The organism is Mucilaginibacter sp. (assembly GCF_039921305.1).
Classification (GTDB): Bacteria; Bacteroidota; Bacteroidia; order Sphingobacteriales; family Sphingobacteriaceae; genus Mucilaginibacter.
The window spans coordinates 1-14,193 of sequence record NZ_JBDSCA010000037.1 but is presented as its reverse complement, the minus strand read 5'-3'; the positions used below and the strand labels follow the sequence as shown (position 1 = coordinate 14,193).

The window sequence follows — 14,193 nt, the reverse complement described above, 5'->3', positions numbered from 1 at the left end:
TTGATCTGACAAAGATTGTAGACATTTGGGATGTATAAAAGTACAATAATGAGTTGTACCCTATTTCGTACCCTTGTACCCTATCAAAATTTACTGCTATGTATTATAACCTGTGTATTTTAGTGATTCTAAAGGAAAAATAATAAAAATGCCCCCAACTTCGTTTTAAGTACCCGAAGCGCACCACTGATATGTTGGGAGACGTTGTTTTCATTGGTATTAAGCATAGTCGCTATTTCGGTATGAGATAGGTTTTCCTTTTTGCTTAATTCAAATACCCTTCTCATTTTCCAAGGGAGTGCCTGTATCGATTTTTCGATATGTGCCTTTAGTTCTTTTTCCCTGACTAAATGATCGGTCGGCACACTCTCAACTGAATCGAAGAAGTATTTGAGTGAATCGGCATACTTTACCTTAACCTGCTCGTGAGCAAATAAACTGAATATTTTATGTCTTACAGCCATATAAAAATATCCTGCGAGGTTCACACCTGATAATTCAGCCTCTCGTTTAAACCAAAACTGAGTAAAAATATCCTGAACAACATCCTTAGCCTGTTCTTCATCTCTGAGTTTCTTATATGCTTCGACATAAGATAAATAGAAATAACGGTTGTAGATTTCCGTATAAGCAGCATGATCCGACTCTTGCAAAAGAGAGATCAGTTGACTGTCTGTGAGATTTTTATAATTTTCCATCTGCCCAACAATTTCGATTATTGATATGTTCGCCTCTAAGGTGGTAACCAAATTATGTTTAGTCCACCTTGTCATGTCGCTTAGGCTCTGGTAAAGCCATCCTCTTTCGAGGCAATCTACATAACATAAGCAAGCTACAACCCCTTTACGACAGGGCAGAGAAGCCACACTTACAGGAACAGATTTCGCGCGAGGTTAATAGGCGTACTTAAATATTTCTATAAAAGTCCTACAATAGTAACCTCTTTATCTATCATTAAATAAATACTAATATACGAATAATGACACACATGTATGTCATTATGTGAATTTTTTATACATTCTTTTATGGCTGGATGCCGCAGAACATTAACATATCAGCCATTGAGCAGCATGTAATTGATTTTGTTATCGAATTGAGAATCAAAAACAATTTAAAGCAAGACGATATCGCTACGATTTTGGGAGTCAAGCGGTCATTCATTACTAATGTCGAAAGCACAAAAAATAGAGCCAAGTACAACTTGAACCATATTGATAAGATCGCCGACCACTTTGGCTTGTCTCCCAGAGTTTTCCTTCCTGAAAAATCGAATAAGCATCTTTAAGCTATCGGATTACCGAAAACCCTTAACCTACTTTTTAATGTGCTGTAATTAGAGTTAGAGTGGGGAAGGAATTGATTTTTTTTTCAATAGGATTGGATATACAGGGAGTTTCATAGGCATAAAAACTGATTGGCTTTTGCATCGGATCATCAGTGTGTTCAATTCATTAGCTTAGAATCGGGAAATCTCTTGCAGATTAATCAGATCATTTTTATCTGTTCTTCATTGATTTTATCACCGCCCACGACTTCGGAGTAAGGGCGGCCAGATTTCGGTTGTGATACAACCGGACATCTGGCCGTTTCCTAAGATGGAAACAATAGCCGCCGACCTATTCAAAGGGGGGGGTATAAGGGGTTCGATGTTCTTTGCCGTCGAAACACAGATTTTTAGGGTACATCGAACCCACGATCTTACGCTTCTCTGTAACTGGTGCTTTTCTGTATTCTAATTGAATATTGGTGTAGCGTTCGATAACGATATCCAACAACTGTTCTACCGTTTTTAAGCTTTCGCCCTGATTAGGCATATCAGCCAATTGAGCTTCCAATACGCGCAAAGCTTCGCCTTTACTAATTAAGTTAAGGGATTAAAGTTTATTGAACGTATTAAATTGTACACTTTTTCCCGCAGCACAAACGATCAAGTGGCGGAAAGTATTGTAAATAGATAAGTAAGTTCGAGCCTTTATAGTAACAGTTTATCTAATGTGTTTTGGAGTGATGTAACAGAAGGTCGCTCTGCATTTGCAGAAACGATATTTCCATTGGTATCTATAAGTATAAATCTCGGAATAGTGGCTACTCCATACTTTTTAATAAAATCTGAGTTCCACGCGTTCTCCACAATAAGTTGAGTACCTCCCAATGAATGCGAGGTAATAAAAGTTTTCCATTTCAGAGTATCACCAGGGTTATCTATGGAAATACTTACAAAACAAATGTTCTTATTTTGGTATTTATTTTGAATTTCTTTTAAAGCAGGGATTTCCTCTATGCATGGCCCACACCAGGTGGCCCATAAGTCAATATACACGAACTTTCCCTTGAAACTATCTAAGGCAACCTTTTTTCCTGACGGGTCATTAAGTTCAAATTTAGGTGATGGAGAACCAGGAGAAAGGAGTTTTTCACTTTGATAGAGTTGTTTTATTTCTGCAATGTTAGCTGTGTCCTTTGCCAAGGAAAGATAATCGTTATAATATTGGTCGTAATTTTTCCCGGTTTTCAACAAGATAGAAGTGTAATAGTAAAATAGTTTCTCTCGGATATAGTTATTAAAAATTTCGCTTTTCACGATATCTCTTTTAACCTCATTCAGATTCTTAGATCTTAGATACGGTTCCTTGGTAAACTGCGCCTTTTGAAGTATAGATAGCCTGCTATCAACTAGTTTAATATACTCGGAAGAGAAGCGGTATAGTATTTCAATGTTAATATCAAAGTTTTCCCATATCTTTGCGTTCAGTTCATTTTTTTGTTGCGAGGTAAGCCTTTTTGTCCGCATGGCGTTATTTGCGTTTATAAGACTATTTAATCTCTCTTCCCGTGTCTGGCTTGACTTTGTATTATTAAGCGCTTCAATTTCTTGCCTGCGTCTGTCCAGATCAATTCCGTAATGTGCTAAATATTCATTTTCTATGTATTTGATCGTGTATTCAACTTTAAGCTTTTGCGTTCTGAAAAAAAACTTGCTAATATTTTGAGTAGAAAGTAGTTGTGATACTTTTGACTGATAATCTGCGAGTGAATTATAAAATTCAGTTGGCTCTAAAAAAAATATCTTTTGCGGGTTCCCATTTTCAAAAGGTAATGAACTCAATAAAGTGTTGTTGATCTTAGTTAGCAAAGTATTTTCCACGCTCCCTCTGCCCTTAAAACTATAGATGCTATCTTGCAGATCCACAATTAAATTAAAGCCAGGTTCCAGGTAAAAAAGGTGTTGATCGAAAAAATAGTATCCACTATCAACGCTTATTGTTGCTTTAAAGTTGCCGATTTTATCCACTGGTATTTGGAGAAGATACCGATCCCTATTGTGACAAGTGATGGATCTCCCAGCATACCGGATAATTTTTCCGGATACTGTGACCTGTGCACTGGCATGAGCGCATATCATAGTCAAGGCAATTGAAAGTAAATAAAATAATCTTTTTTTCATATTGAGCTTTGCATCTGAATGATTTGAATTGCTTTTGGTTAGTTACAGATCATAATACCATAAAATGGCGTGTTCGGCGCTTTATCATTCCAATTGTCAAAAGCATGTGATTCATCAGTAATATATCTTAGTTTATAATTCCCGGCTTTTAAATAAACTTGTGTTGCAACTTTTTGATTTTTTAAAGCTCCCCCTGCATGTTTTGATGTAATATCGTTCATCTCCCAGATCACGTTACCATTTATGTCCTCAATTCTGCCGTAATCCATTAGTCCGTTATGGAAAATTTTAAAGTTATCCTTAATTTGAATTAAGATATAAAGATTATTCGAATCCCAGCAAAATTTAGCGATCGCATTGAGATCTTTTTTACCTCTCATTCTACCATTCACGATCTGATCAATATTGTAGGAAGCAACTTTTGACCAGCACTGATCATCAAGATCAAAAATATTTTTTGGGGTTACATCAATTTTCTGAATAGTAAGAAAGTTTTTCTTTTGTGCAACTGAATCCCTCTTACCTAAAACTATTGTACCATATTCTGACGGTTTAAATACATCTTCGTCCTGATTAAAGAGATTTTTTATTAACGGTCGATATTTATAATCAATATCGAGCCGCTCGTCAGGATAGTCATTGTCTATGACCCTAAGATTAAATCCGATTTTTGCATCAATCTTAGGTACAGTTATACCTAAAGTCTGCCACGGGATTTGGACGATGAAGTCGTATTCGTCATTTGAGGGATTAATTTGTCTGGTGAAAAACTGACCACCAATATTCAAGCCATCAATATTAGGGCTGCCATAGGAAAGTATTACTTGTTTATTTTCTTTACTATCGAACCTGTTTGATTTTTTGTTGTTCAAATCAAAATATAACTCTGTTCGATCATATCTGATGTACTTAACGCCATTGCCGTTAATAATACTATTATTCAATTCGCCGGTCGCATAAATATTATATTTGCCCGGGTTCTTTATTGTGAAGTTTACGAACGAATCACAAAAATTCCCTACATTTTTTATCATCGCCAAAGGCTTTACGCTTGCAATTGATTTAGGAAAATAACCGTCAAAATCTTTATGATCTGGCGAATAAATTTCGTCATTGATCAAATCATTCTTAATCGTGGATCTGCCGTTTTCGTTTTTTTCTGTAGGGCTGTTGCAAGCAATGATCAAGATTGCAAATAGACAGCATAATTCCGAACGATAATTTGCCATTACTGTTTTTACCACCATTTTTGCTTATTGTTTTCTATTGTAAAAATTCGCTCCTGACTTCCTTCCTTTAAGTTCCTCAAGACCAAAAGAACGTCCGAAGGGACATTTGTAAAAATCAGAGAGTCGGTAGTAGCCTCTTGTCGTCCGAGGCTAATCCAACCTTTGTTATAATAAAAAAGTTTATAACTTCCTTTGATCTTGATTTTATTCGAATCGTCTTCGGGATATTTCCTGAACAAAATCACCGTTTGATGTTTACCAGGCTTTACATTCAAAAAATGTACAGCGCCATTTTTATTTAAAATGAATACTTCGGATATTGGCTGTAAGGTTTCATCCTGATATTCCATGACATTATACGCGATGTCTCTGCCAACTCCGGAGAACCTTGCTGTTCCATTGGCAACCTTCGAAGCAGCTAACGCATTCCACTTGTTGTTATTGAATACACATAGATATGCCACTGTACTTTTAGGGTTCAGAACAGGTATGTTTATAGTTGAAACAGGTATATACTGATCGGTGACATCCTGGTGGTCGCGCTCTGATACAAAAGCCGGAGTTTCATCTTCATCACTGTCGAATATTGGATTTGAAGGTACAGGCGCGTACAAATGCCTGAAAATTTTCGAACATCGCCGTTCCATATATCTATGGCCGGCGAAATAGATTTTATCTAACCCGGGATCGGATTCACAACCGACGAATGATTGATTCCGTAACCCATTTAATAACACCAACCAATCATGCCCTTTATTTTTATTAGCCCAATTTGGTGTAAAATCATTGGCTACCGGTACCCCCATGCCGCGCATTACATAAGCAGCGTAATGATTGGCATCTGAACATTTGCCCATTTTTAGCAGATCAAGCTCTTTAAAACTGAGATCCAGGCCGTATTTAAAGTGACTACCTTCCAAATAAAATCGTTTCTTTAAATCACGGTTTAACAGCAGACATGCTTTTTTTAAATCGGGTTCATTTCGCATTTTTATTATCAAATCACTAAACTGTGTAAACACTTCTTTTCGCCAGAGCGTTGGTTGTTCATTGAAAATCTTGTATGGCAGAATAAATTCACAAAATTGATCAAATGAGCGTTTCCTGCACCATGGCAATTGCCAAGCCTTAAATGCATAGTCGATATCATCAATAAGAATTTCTGAATGTATTGTTGTGATGTCTTTCACTCTGTGTACATTATCGAATTTATAGCCCGTAGCTTTTTGAAGAGAATCAAGAACCTTTCTTTGATATGTTCTAAGTGGTGATAATGTATCGAAGACTGGATCAACTGCTGTGGAGGAATCAATTACTTTTTTAAAATAGCCTTGTTTGATCGTGGCTAAAGAATCGATTTTTTTAGCGATCAAATCGAATTGATCCACACCTGGTCCCTCGAAGTGAAATTGCTCTTCCATATTTCTAATTAAAAAATAGGCTGCACGAAGCTTAAGAGAATCTCCAACACTACTGTAATGACCGAGCACTAATTCCAACTCTTTTCCGTTGTCTCCTGCTAGTCTGATCACGCGTGCTATATCCTCCGGCGTTCTGCTGTTATTTGTTCCGCATTTACAACTTAGCATACATACTATGAACCCAAATAAACCGAACCGCATAAGGATTTTGGATGTTGTCATCATTTTCTGTGATACGCTATAATTAACTGACAGTTGTTTCTTATTTCATCAATTTTGGGGCTGTGAACTTTAATCGGTAAGGCCAGGATATCAGATGCCTCCAAATTTGCCTTTAACGAGTCCCTGTTATACAACAGTTGTTTTACCAGTTCATATCTGGGTAAGAATTTCCCCGGAGCTATATTTACAGCATGCCTGAGTGTGTTAACCGCTTCCTGTTTTTTGTTTAAAGCCTTTTCTATCTCAGAACGCCTTATTAGTAATGGGATTGAATAATTATTAACGATAACCTTACCAAGTACCTTCTCCGCTTCTTCCAACTCAGAAAAAGCGAATAGCAGCTGATAATATTTTAATAAAAAAGCTTCATTGTAATTCAGCTGCTTTTCTAAATTTCCATATTCTACCACTGAAACTTCTATATCGGAAGAATCGTCAATAGCTTTCCATACCGTTATCAATCTAAATTGACCGCAAACGGTATAAAATGAAAACAATAGTAGTGAAAGCATTGTCGCACGGGCAATAAAAAGATGCTTTCTAACAGAGAACTTTTGCGGCTGGTACGAAAGCCAAAACAATAATATCGTGGTTGCAAATTGAAAATTCCGCAATGGGTATGAAAAAAGCAACAATATAGCAACCATCATATACCACAGTGTACATAATCTTATGTTGTTATCCCTTTTGAGAAATTCCTGTCGGAGAACTACGAATAAACCAATACTGAAAATTAAAAAGATCCAAATACCAAACTCGCTTAATGATTGAAGAAATTCATTATTAGCTGTGAAAACATTATCCGCTAAAAATATTTCATTGGGCGTGGCTTTTCCATTTTTAAAATAATTCTCCTGCGCTTTATTATAAAAATAGGGAAACCGGTTTAGCCCGACCCCTGCCATAGGATATTCTCTTATGATATCAACAGTACGTTTCAAAATAAAAGCCCGGCCCGCAGATGAATTTTGCTTAAATGTTACCGCAGTTACGATAACTATCGCCGGAATGAATACCCGGAAAAGAGTCGTGAACTTTATGTTATACTGCTCGAAAATTATAAACGTTGCTGTTAAAACGAGGACGACAACTGAGGTACGGGCCATGTTGAATATACACAAGCACAAAATCAAAGCCCAACAGAGAAAGCATAGGGAATTGTGGATAATCTTTTTTTTGTGATTTAAAACAAGAAATGAGCATGTAACAAGGGAAAGGTAGTTACTCAGAATAATGATGTTGTCGAATATAAAAGCTAAAAATTTGAAATGGTTATAGCTAATCGTCAGGATAAATAGGAAAAAAACAAATCCAAAGACTAACCAAATCATTAAATGGCTGCTGTAAACATCCCAATCGAGTGACTGAATAAGAGTTAAACTAATGACAATGCAAAACAAATCAATGAACAGTATCCAATTCTTTTCAAGTGAATGGTTTAAAAGAGATGTGGTCAATAAAATAAAAAAGACTGCAATGATGAATATAGCTTTCAATCCAAATCTGATCGCATTTGAGTAGATGATCGAAAATATTAAAAATACACTCACCAACAGGCAATTGATCAATGTGATCAATAATTTGGCACTATAATAATCCCTTACGATCTCCTGGCTGTTAAATACGAAGGACAGAAGGAAATTATTAGTGATGAAAAGCCCTGTTAATATTTGATATCTTGTCTTTTCTGACCAAAAAGCTTTACTTTCTTTCACAATGCAGTTCTTGACCTTTAAAAATTTGCGGAATCTTTTGTTTAAACAGGATTATGCTCAGTAATGTTAATTTGAATAAAGGTCTTCACACAAAACTGAATTATGTGAAGACCGATAAACTTATTCCTCAGGCTCTGGTCCGCAATCTGTGTTACATGAATGTTCCGCATCCCATGCAGCATCTTCAGCGTCGTTGAGCGTGGTCGTGGCATCGCCTACACAAGTGTTCCAGGTATCAAACAGGTCGTCCAGTTTGTTTGGGTCGTTGCTTTCGCTATTGTAATAGTCAAATACTGCTGCGTCATATGTCTGGCTACAATCCATCGTTGAATCGGCCCATTCATCTTGGGCGGCTTCAATTTGATCAAAGGCGGCATTTACGCAGTCTTCTATACAGGCTCGCCAGGTTGCCTTTTGCGCTAGTACAGGAATAGCCAAAACGGCAATAAACAATATTACGAAGATCTTTTTCATTGTCAGTTTAGTTTAAATGTTGAGTTTGAATTCTTTGCGCCTGTGTCAATTTCCTTTCAACCAAAAGCTTTTGAAAGTTGTTTTTTTTATGTTTTGGATCCGAATAGAAGGCTGCTTTGAATATTTTTTGACGCTCCTTCGGTGTGAGCTTCTGTAGTGCAGGGAATTCCTTTTTTACAATCTGGTAAAAATTTCTTCTGTTTATATTATAAAAAACAAATTCTCTTGCATTGTCGACTCCGGCTTTCGTCATGTCCGCAGCAATCTGGCTGATCGGTTTGCGATCATGGTGACTTGCGATTTGATTAAGGCTGCTTATAGTTGCATGATTAAGATTGTATTTATCAGTTAATAAACCTCTTTGGAGACGGACGGTAAATAACATGTATTTATTAAATGAAGGTGATGCTTTCAGGTCATTCACAATTTGAACAGTGTCTACAGCGCCGTCCTGTGAAATTAAGCTGCTTGACTTTCTGCATGAGCCTAAAATCAAGACTGATAACCCTAGCGTGTAGAGGATTAGATTTTTTTTCATGATAGATTAATGTTAATTGGTTTTATGGATAATGGTATTAAATATGACATTTTCAAAAGGGAATATGCAAGAAAAGCGTCGCGCGGAAGCGAGATATACTTCAAGATCATGATAAGACAGGTTTTATTAGTTTATATAATTAATATCGCTCACAGTTAAACGATTTACTTATAAATAATATTCAATTATATATTATTAAAATATAACGATCATCCTGTACTGTCCTGCTTAGTTTCTAATCTTCGCTATAACAACTTATTTCATTCAGCACTAACTAATTAAAAGCACCGATATTACATATTATTAACGCTAATGATCTATCCCAATGATTTTTATAAGAAATTATTAAATACTCAGGGGTTCGGTAAAATCACTCCTTATATTAAATAATGTAAATCAAAGAAAATGAGAAATGATGTGTTTTTATTTATTGGGGTATATACGCCATACTATTGCATTTTCTTAAGAGCGTCTAACAGAATATCTATTTTAGGGCACTTCGGATAAACCTGTTTTAATTGCTGTTTCCGATTATATACAGCGGTAAAAGGCATTGTACTTATATTGAAGTGTCGTAATAACGGATAAGGCTTTACCTCAGTTGAAACGATAAACTGAGGATAGCGGTTAAGGTGAAGATCTTTATAAAACTGTTGAATAGACTTTAAGCTAGAATACGTTACCATTAAGATCCGGCTTTCTTTCAGCTCTTTTAGATGCTCTATCAGATCAATCGTATAAAAGTTGCAATGTGGACAGTCTGGACTAAAATAGATGAATATCAGTTTTTTGTCTTTTTTTAAGGTATGATTGGTAATATAAGACCCGTCCTGAGTTTGAACGCGGAATTTTGGTAATATATTAACGGCCTTTGCATCGAAGCTAATAAACAGTAGTAAGGATAGTAGGGATCTGATCATGAAATTTTTACGTTTTCAAATATGATAATTACAATCCATAATAAAGGTTATTGAAATACGAACATTATGTTTTAATATCATGACCGCAATAAATTCAAGTTTGTCTATAGTTGGCGTTTCGTACCACAAGTCCTAAATGAATAGATAGCTCAATAGCCCATCAAACCCAACCATTACTTTAGTGGGAAAAACGATACATCGATGCAAAAAGAATAACTGACAGAAGAATTCATTATTATTTACGAAATAAATCCTTTTGCCAGCGTTTATACATCGAATTGAAATAAATACACACCTTAGGAGTAAATTGGTTCAAGTCTGGCTCCAACCATGATCATGAAGCCAATAATCTTAAATAAAGGGGTTCGATATCTTTCCCCTACGGGCTACAAAAGGGAATTTCTCCCGAAAACACTAAGGGTTGCTCCAAAAATAGCAGCCCTTTTTTATTGGCATTCAGGCACTTATCTTCAAACGCCTCACTCATTGAGGGTGTTCTAAACCCTCCTTCAGAATAAACAATATTATGTTTGAACACCGTCTTAACCATATGAATTTTGGCAGTAATCGGCTTTAATCTTTCGTAAACATTTTGGATATTTATTAGCTCCGGCAACAGCTTTTCCAGCCGCTGCCACTTATCATTCCCGTTCTTTTTTAACGTATCAATATCTTTGAGCAACAGCGCCCTTTCAGACGAATATTTCTGAAACCATGTTTTATACGTCGATGCCTCGATCTCATCATTCATCAGCCGCGCTTCCAGTTTCTCTATTTTTTTATTGACCTCTGTTAATTGATTTGATTTGATTTGGTAGCAATACTGTTTTCCTTTTCGGAGATAGCGTCCTGTAGCTTTCCTTTTACCAGTTTTCTTATCTTTTTAATTTGAGGTTCGCTAAAGCTAAGTTCATCCAGTAACGCCTTAAATTGTTTATGCAATTCGATTCTTGAGATATTGACACCTGTATGCTTTATACAGCGGTAGTACAAATAATAATTGCGTTTACCTTTCGTAAACCCGGCGGTCATATGTTGTCCACACCAGCATTTCAATATACCTCGTAGTGGAAAACGTTCTTCCGGTTGTGTCTTGGATGGCCGTTTGTTGCCCAGCATTTCCTGTGCTATCCAAAAATCAGCTTTTGACACGATAGCCATGTGGATGGCCTTAACTAATCGATCCGGCTGTTTTTTATCGGCTGGCACCTTTATCATGCCTGCATACACGCAATTGCTCAGCACCTTTTGAATAGCACTATTACCTTTAATGGTAAAGCCCATTGTGCGGACTTCTTTTAAAACAAGGTGCATGGGAATGCCGGACAGGAATCAGAATATATCTTTTGAATGATCGATGCCCTACGAGGATCAACCTCTAAAGTGCTTTTGCCGCCGGGGTCTTTTGCGTTCAGGTAACCAAACGTTGCTTTTTCAGGATGAGGTGATCAATGGCTTCGGAATATCCACTTTACTATTCTTTCCAATACTACTCATGTTTTGGTACCTAATGGTACATTATATCCAATTTGCAATGGAGGCTGTTTACAAAGTATATCTTAAAACTGATAGCTAATATATCGTCTTTATCACTTTTTCAGTACCTGCATGGAGATTATGATGAATGAAACCACACCGTTTCGGCGCAACCTTACTCACGTAAATGATTCCTCGCAGGGACTGATGGACCAGGGTGTAACGATAGTAAGCATGAACGAAAATGACCAGGACACCATTCAGCGTGTTGATCATGGTTTCTTTGTCATCTGGACGATTCCAACTGATGAGCTTGCAGATGCTGTTCAAAAGCTGATGGTTAGCGAAGGCTGGTTTAACTACTTTGACCAGTTAAACCTGAAAGGCGCACCTACGGATATTTTTGAAAAACTCATTAATATTTAACCTCAAAAAATTGTTAACAGATTTATTTCATTGCGTAAAGCATGATTTGTAAATCTTTAATAAAGTAATCGCTCGCAGTTTTCTATGCGGGCAGTTACTTTATTTTATATCCTCTACCTGCTCTCAGGTACGTTCAATGCCCTCGAAAGTACGCAATACCTCGGCTGCATGGGCGGTGGGGTCGTATGGTGAGTTGCCGATGCCATGTGAGGTGGGTTTCGTCGTTACGGCGTTCCAAAGCCGGTCGTAGTTACCCGTGGCGAAGTCGAGGAGGGTATCACGGACGAAGGTGTCACGGATGGCTTGCTCATTACTTTGTCCGGGGCGTACCTGACCTACGATACCGTACATTTCGGTACCATGTACCGCATGTGCACCCTCGGCTGGGCCAACACTGAGCAGGTAAGCATTGCCGCCTGCTGCGGCATGAGCGAGCGCTGCACGGGCGGCAGGTAGGGTAAAAAAATAATCGGTGAAGAGCGCCCCACGGACCTCAACCGGAGTGCGTCCGTTTACATCGTAGGCGGCGACGATACGCTGAGCATGGCTTCGGGGGATCCGCGACTTCTTTACCAGTTCGTCAACGAGGTTGCCAATGCTCCCCGGGTCGAACTTCTCAGTCGCATTGATGACCCACCAGTCCGCCTCATTTGTCGCGGTGCTAAAGAGAATGTCGATGTTGTGATGACCTCCAGATTCGAGGATGTGCAGCGGCGTGTCTTCAATAACAGCCCCAATCTGAGCGTGGTCGTCCACAATGCCAATAGTAGTGTTATCGATGCCGTGTCGGTCGCCGATGTCTCGCGGGCTGACCCTGATTAGTGTCTCTGCCAGGAGTTTTGCATCCAAGGTGAATAGTTGTTTGGGGTCGTCCGCGATGCCTAGTTCGGTCAAAAATGTGATCGCGAGTTCTTCGGCCCACCAAGCCGGAACGATGCGGGATGCGCCACCGGAGAATGCGGCAAGGCGGTGGTACAGGCCATCTGCCGCCCGAGCGGCGATGAGTGCGGTTGTGCAGTACGCTCCAGCGCTATGACCCGGTGACGGTGACGTTCTGAGGGTCGCCGCCAAAGCGGGCGATGTTCTGCTGAACCCATCTGAGCGCGGTGATGATGTCCTGCAGGCCGAGGTTGCTGGCGTCCGCCAACTCGCCCCCGTACTGGGAGAGCGAGAGCCACCCGAAGGGGCCGAGCCTATAATTCAGTGATACACCAATGCAGCGGCCGGAAGCAGCAAGCCCGGAAAGATTTGAGGTAGTTTGTGTGTTTGATCCGAGCTCGAAGCCACCGCCAAAAATGTAGACGATAACAGGAAGCGGTTGGCCTCCGGCGTGCTCAGGTGCCCAAACGTTGAGATTCAGGCAGTCCTCGCTAAAGCCATTGTCGGCCTCAAGCCAACTGGTGTCACCGGCTTGAAGGGGTGCAGCCCCCTTTTGGTCATAGGGAAGATCCGGGTTGAAAGGCAGTAAAACGGGTCTATGGAAACGTTTTGCGGTAGCGTACGGGATGCCCAGCCATGAACGGATCGCCGGGGTAGTGGTTGTTTTTTCGCTATTCATAACATTTAGAGTTTATATCATTTGTTGAGAAGTTGTTGTTGATCTTTATGTGGAGTGAAATTAAGATTTGCCTTTCTGGCTTGCGCCGACTGTAGTTTTCGGGCTATATTATAGCTTTTCCCATCTTTCATAAAATGAGCTCCTGTCTGTTTGAAAATGAAAGTTACATTATTTTTAACGCAAGCTTGCCGAATGCCTTCTACCCATTCGAAATTGCATACTCTTGCTTTATCTCCTGACTCTCCGCCAACAATAACTTGATCTATCCAACCCCCGGCAAGGGATTCTGTGAGATCAATAGGCCCTAACAGGGGTTCGCATATAAGTGATTTGTTTTTAATGAGGACATTCCTGAATAGAGGTAACCGTAAATCAGCCTGTTTTTGATTTTCTATTGAACAAAGCAAAGAAACATTCTCATAGCCAGATCCCCAATCCTCAGGCAAACACATCTCTATCCGTTCAACTCTTTTGGTGGCAATGGAAAAAGAAAGATCTTGCCTTATTCTCATCATTGCCCACGCGTTATCTCTCCATTCATCGGCATTTTCAATAAAAAAATCCGACGAAAAGCATGTCCACAAATGTTCTCCAGTAGGAACTTTAAAAGTTCCGTCCCTCTTTTTTTTAATGGGCAGGTCGTAGCTTTTTGTTTTATAGACATTTCTACTGTCTATCCCATAAAGTGCATCCCTGCGAAAAACATAACAGTTTTTGCAGCCTTCACTGATTTTTATACAACCGTGCCACAGGTTCCAAATGACAGACA

General features: G+C 38.8%; 14 protein-coding genes. 1 reads left to right on the top strand and 13 read right to left on the bottom strand.

Annotated features, from left to right (window positions below):
* Positions 1–128 precede the first annotated feature (128 nt).
* The 10 genes from ABIN91_RS10415 to ABIN91_RS10370 all read right to left on the bottom strand — a co-directional run bounded on the left by ABIN91_RS10415 (position 129) and on the right by ABIN91_RS10370 (position 11,278).
* Positions 129–749 (bottom strand): sigma-70 family RNA polymerase sigma factor, encoded by a 621-nt coding sequence (locus ABIN91_RS10415; protein ID WP_348051033.1) that lies wholly within the window; start codon positions 747–749, stop codon positions 129–131.
* Positions 750–1,616: 867 nt separating this feature from the next.
* Positions 1,617–1,835 carry a hypothetical protein gene (locus ABIN91_RS10410; protein WP_348051032.1) on the bottom strand — a complete coding sequence of 73 codons (219 nt, stop codon included), beginning with the start codon at positions 1,833–1,835 and terminating at the stop codon, positions 1,617–1,619.
* Between the two features lie 137 nt (positions 1,836–1,972).
* Positions 1,973–3,445, bottom strand: a complete 1,473-nt coding sequence (locus tag ABIN91_RS10405) for a TlpA disulfide reductase family protein (protein ID WP_348051031.1) — start codon at positions 3,443–3,445, stop codon at positions 1,973–1,975.
* A gap of 38 nt (positions 3,446–3,483) precedes the next feature.
* Positions 3,484–4,692, bottom strand: a complete 1,209-nt coding sequence (locus ABIN91_RS10400) for a sugar-binding protein (RefSeq protein WP_348051030.1) — start codon at positions 4,690–4,692, stop codon at positions 3,484–3,486.
* Positions 4,683–6,263 carry a hypothetical protein gene (locus tag ABIN91_RS10395; protein ID WP_348051029.1) on the bottom strand — a complete coding sequence of 527 codons (1,581 nt, stop codon included), beginning with the start codon at positions 6,261–6,263 and terminating at the stop codon, positions 4,683–4,685. The genes ABIN91_RS10400 and ABIN91_RS10395 overlap by 10 nt, the downstream gene beginning before the upstream one ends.
* Before the next feature lie 53 nt (positions 6,264–6,316).
* Positions 6,317–7,648, bottom strand: a complete 1,332-nt coding sequence (locus ABIN91_RS10390) for an O-antigen ligase family protein (protein ID WP_348051049.1) — start codon at positions 7,646–7,648, stop codon at positions 6,317–6,319.
* Positions 7,649–8,152: 504 nt separating this feature from the next.
* Entirely contained in the window at positions 8,153–8,506 is a 354-nt protein-coding gene (locus ABIN91_RS10385; protein ID WP_348051028.1) for a hypothetical protein, read from the bottom strand.
* 7 nt (positions 8,507–8,513) lie between these two features.
* The gene (locus tag ABIN91_RS10380; RefSeq protein ID WP_348051027.1) at positions 8,514–9,044 is read right to left on the bottom strand and encodes a hypothetical protein; all 531 of its coding nucleotides are present in this window, start codon (positions 9,042–9,044) and stop codon (positions 8,514–8,516) included.
* Positions 9,045–10,343: 1,299 nt separating this feature from the next.
* On the bottom strand, positions 10,344–10,715 hold the full coding sequence (locus ABIN91_RS10375) for a hypothetical protein (RefSeq protein WP_348051026.1): 372 nt from the start codon (positions 10,713–10,715) through the stop codon (positions 10,344–10,346).
* Between the two features lie 41 nt (positions 10,716–10,756).
* Positions 10,757–11,278: a zinc ribbon domain-containing protein gene (locus ABIN91_RS10370; RefSeq protein ID WP_348051025.1), complete on the bottom strand. Its 522-nt coding sequence runs from the start codon at positions 11,276–11,278 to the stop codon at positions 10,757–10,759.
* Between the two features lie 294 nt (positions 11,279–11,572).
* Here ABIN91_RS10370 and ABIN91_RS10365 point away from each other — a divergent pair, with 294 nt between their 5' ends.
* Positions 11,573–11,866, top strand: coding sequence for a DUF6616 family protein (locus ABIN91_RS10365; protein WP_348051024.1), 294 nt, complete (start codon positions 11,573–11,575; stop codon positions 11,864–11,866).
* A gap of 123 nt (positions 11,867–11,989) precedes the next feature.
* On the opposite strand, the gene ABIN91_RS10360 is transcribed toward ABIN91_RS10365, so the two are convergent.
* The 3 genes from ABIN91_RS10360 to ABIN91_RS10350 form a co-directional block, all read right to left on the bottom strand.
* Entirely contained in the window at positions 11,990–12,937 is a 948-nt protein-coding gene (locus tag ABIN91_RS10360) for a carboxylesterase family protein (RefSeq protein WP_348051023.1), read from the bottom strand.
* A complete protein-coding gene (locus ABIN91_RS10355; RefSeq protein WP_348051022.1) occupies positions 12,897–13,424 on the bottom strand; it encodes a carboxylesterase family protein in 528 nt (175 codons plus the stop codon). Before ABIN91_RS10355 ends, ABIN91_RS10360 begins: the two co-directional genes overlap by 41 nt.
* Positions 13,425–13,441: 17 nt before the next feature.
* The coding region (locus tag ABIN91_RS10350) for a DUF5131 family protein (protein WP_348051021.1) at positions 13,442–14,193 on the bottom strand (752 nt) is incomplete at its 5' end.

What these genes read in the sequence shown, in the direction of transcription:
- ABIN91_RS10405 (WP_348051031.1), bottom strand. Translation starts at nt 3,445, where the DNA reads ATGAAAAAAAGATTATTTTATTTACTTTCAATTGCCTTGACTATGATA.
- ABIN91_RS10400 (WP_348051030.1), bottom strand. Translation starts at nt 4,692, where the DNA reads ATGGTGGTAAAAACAGTAATGGCAAATTATCGTTCGGAATTATGCTGT.
- ABIN91_RS10395 (WP_348051029.1), bottom strand. Translation starts at nt 6,263, where the DNA reads ATGCTAAGTTGTAAATGCGGAACAAATAACAGCAGAACGCCGGAGGAT.
- ABIN91_RS10390 (WP_348051049.1), bottom strand. Translation starts at nt 7,648, where the DNA reads ATGATTTGGTTAGTCTTTGGATTTGTTTTTTTCCTATTTATCCTGACG.
- ABIN91_RS10385 (WP_348051028.1), bottom strand. Translation starts at nt 8,506, where the DNA reads ATGAAAAAGATCTTCGTAATATTGTTTATTGCCGTTTTGGCTATTCCT.
- ABIN91_RS10380 (WP_348051027.1), bottom strand. Translation starts at nt 9,044, where the DNA reads ATGAAAAAAAATCTAATCCTCTACACGCTAGGGTTATCAGTCTTGATT.
- ABIN91_RS10375 (WP_348051026.1), bottom strand. Translation starts at nt 10,715, where the DNA reads ATGAATGATGAGATCGAGGCATCGACGTATAAAACATGGTTTCAGAAA.
- ABIN91_RS10370 (WP_348051025.1), bottom strand. Translation starts at nt 11,278, where the DNA reads ATGCACCTTGTTTTAAAAGAAGTCCGCACAATGGGCTTTACCATTAAA.
- ABIN91_RS10365 (WP_348051024.1), top strand. Translation starts at nt 11,573, where the DNA reads ATGGAGATTATGATGAATGAAACCACACCGTTTCGGCGCAACCTTACT.
- ABIN91_RS10355 (WP_348051022.1), bottom strand. Translation starts at nt 13,424, where the DNA reads ATGAATAGCGAAAAAACAACCACTACCCCGGCGATCCGTTCATGGCTG.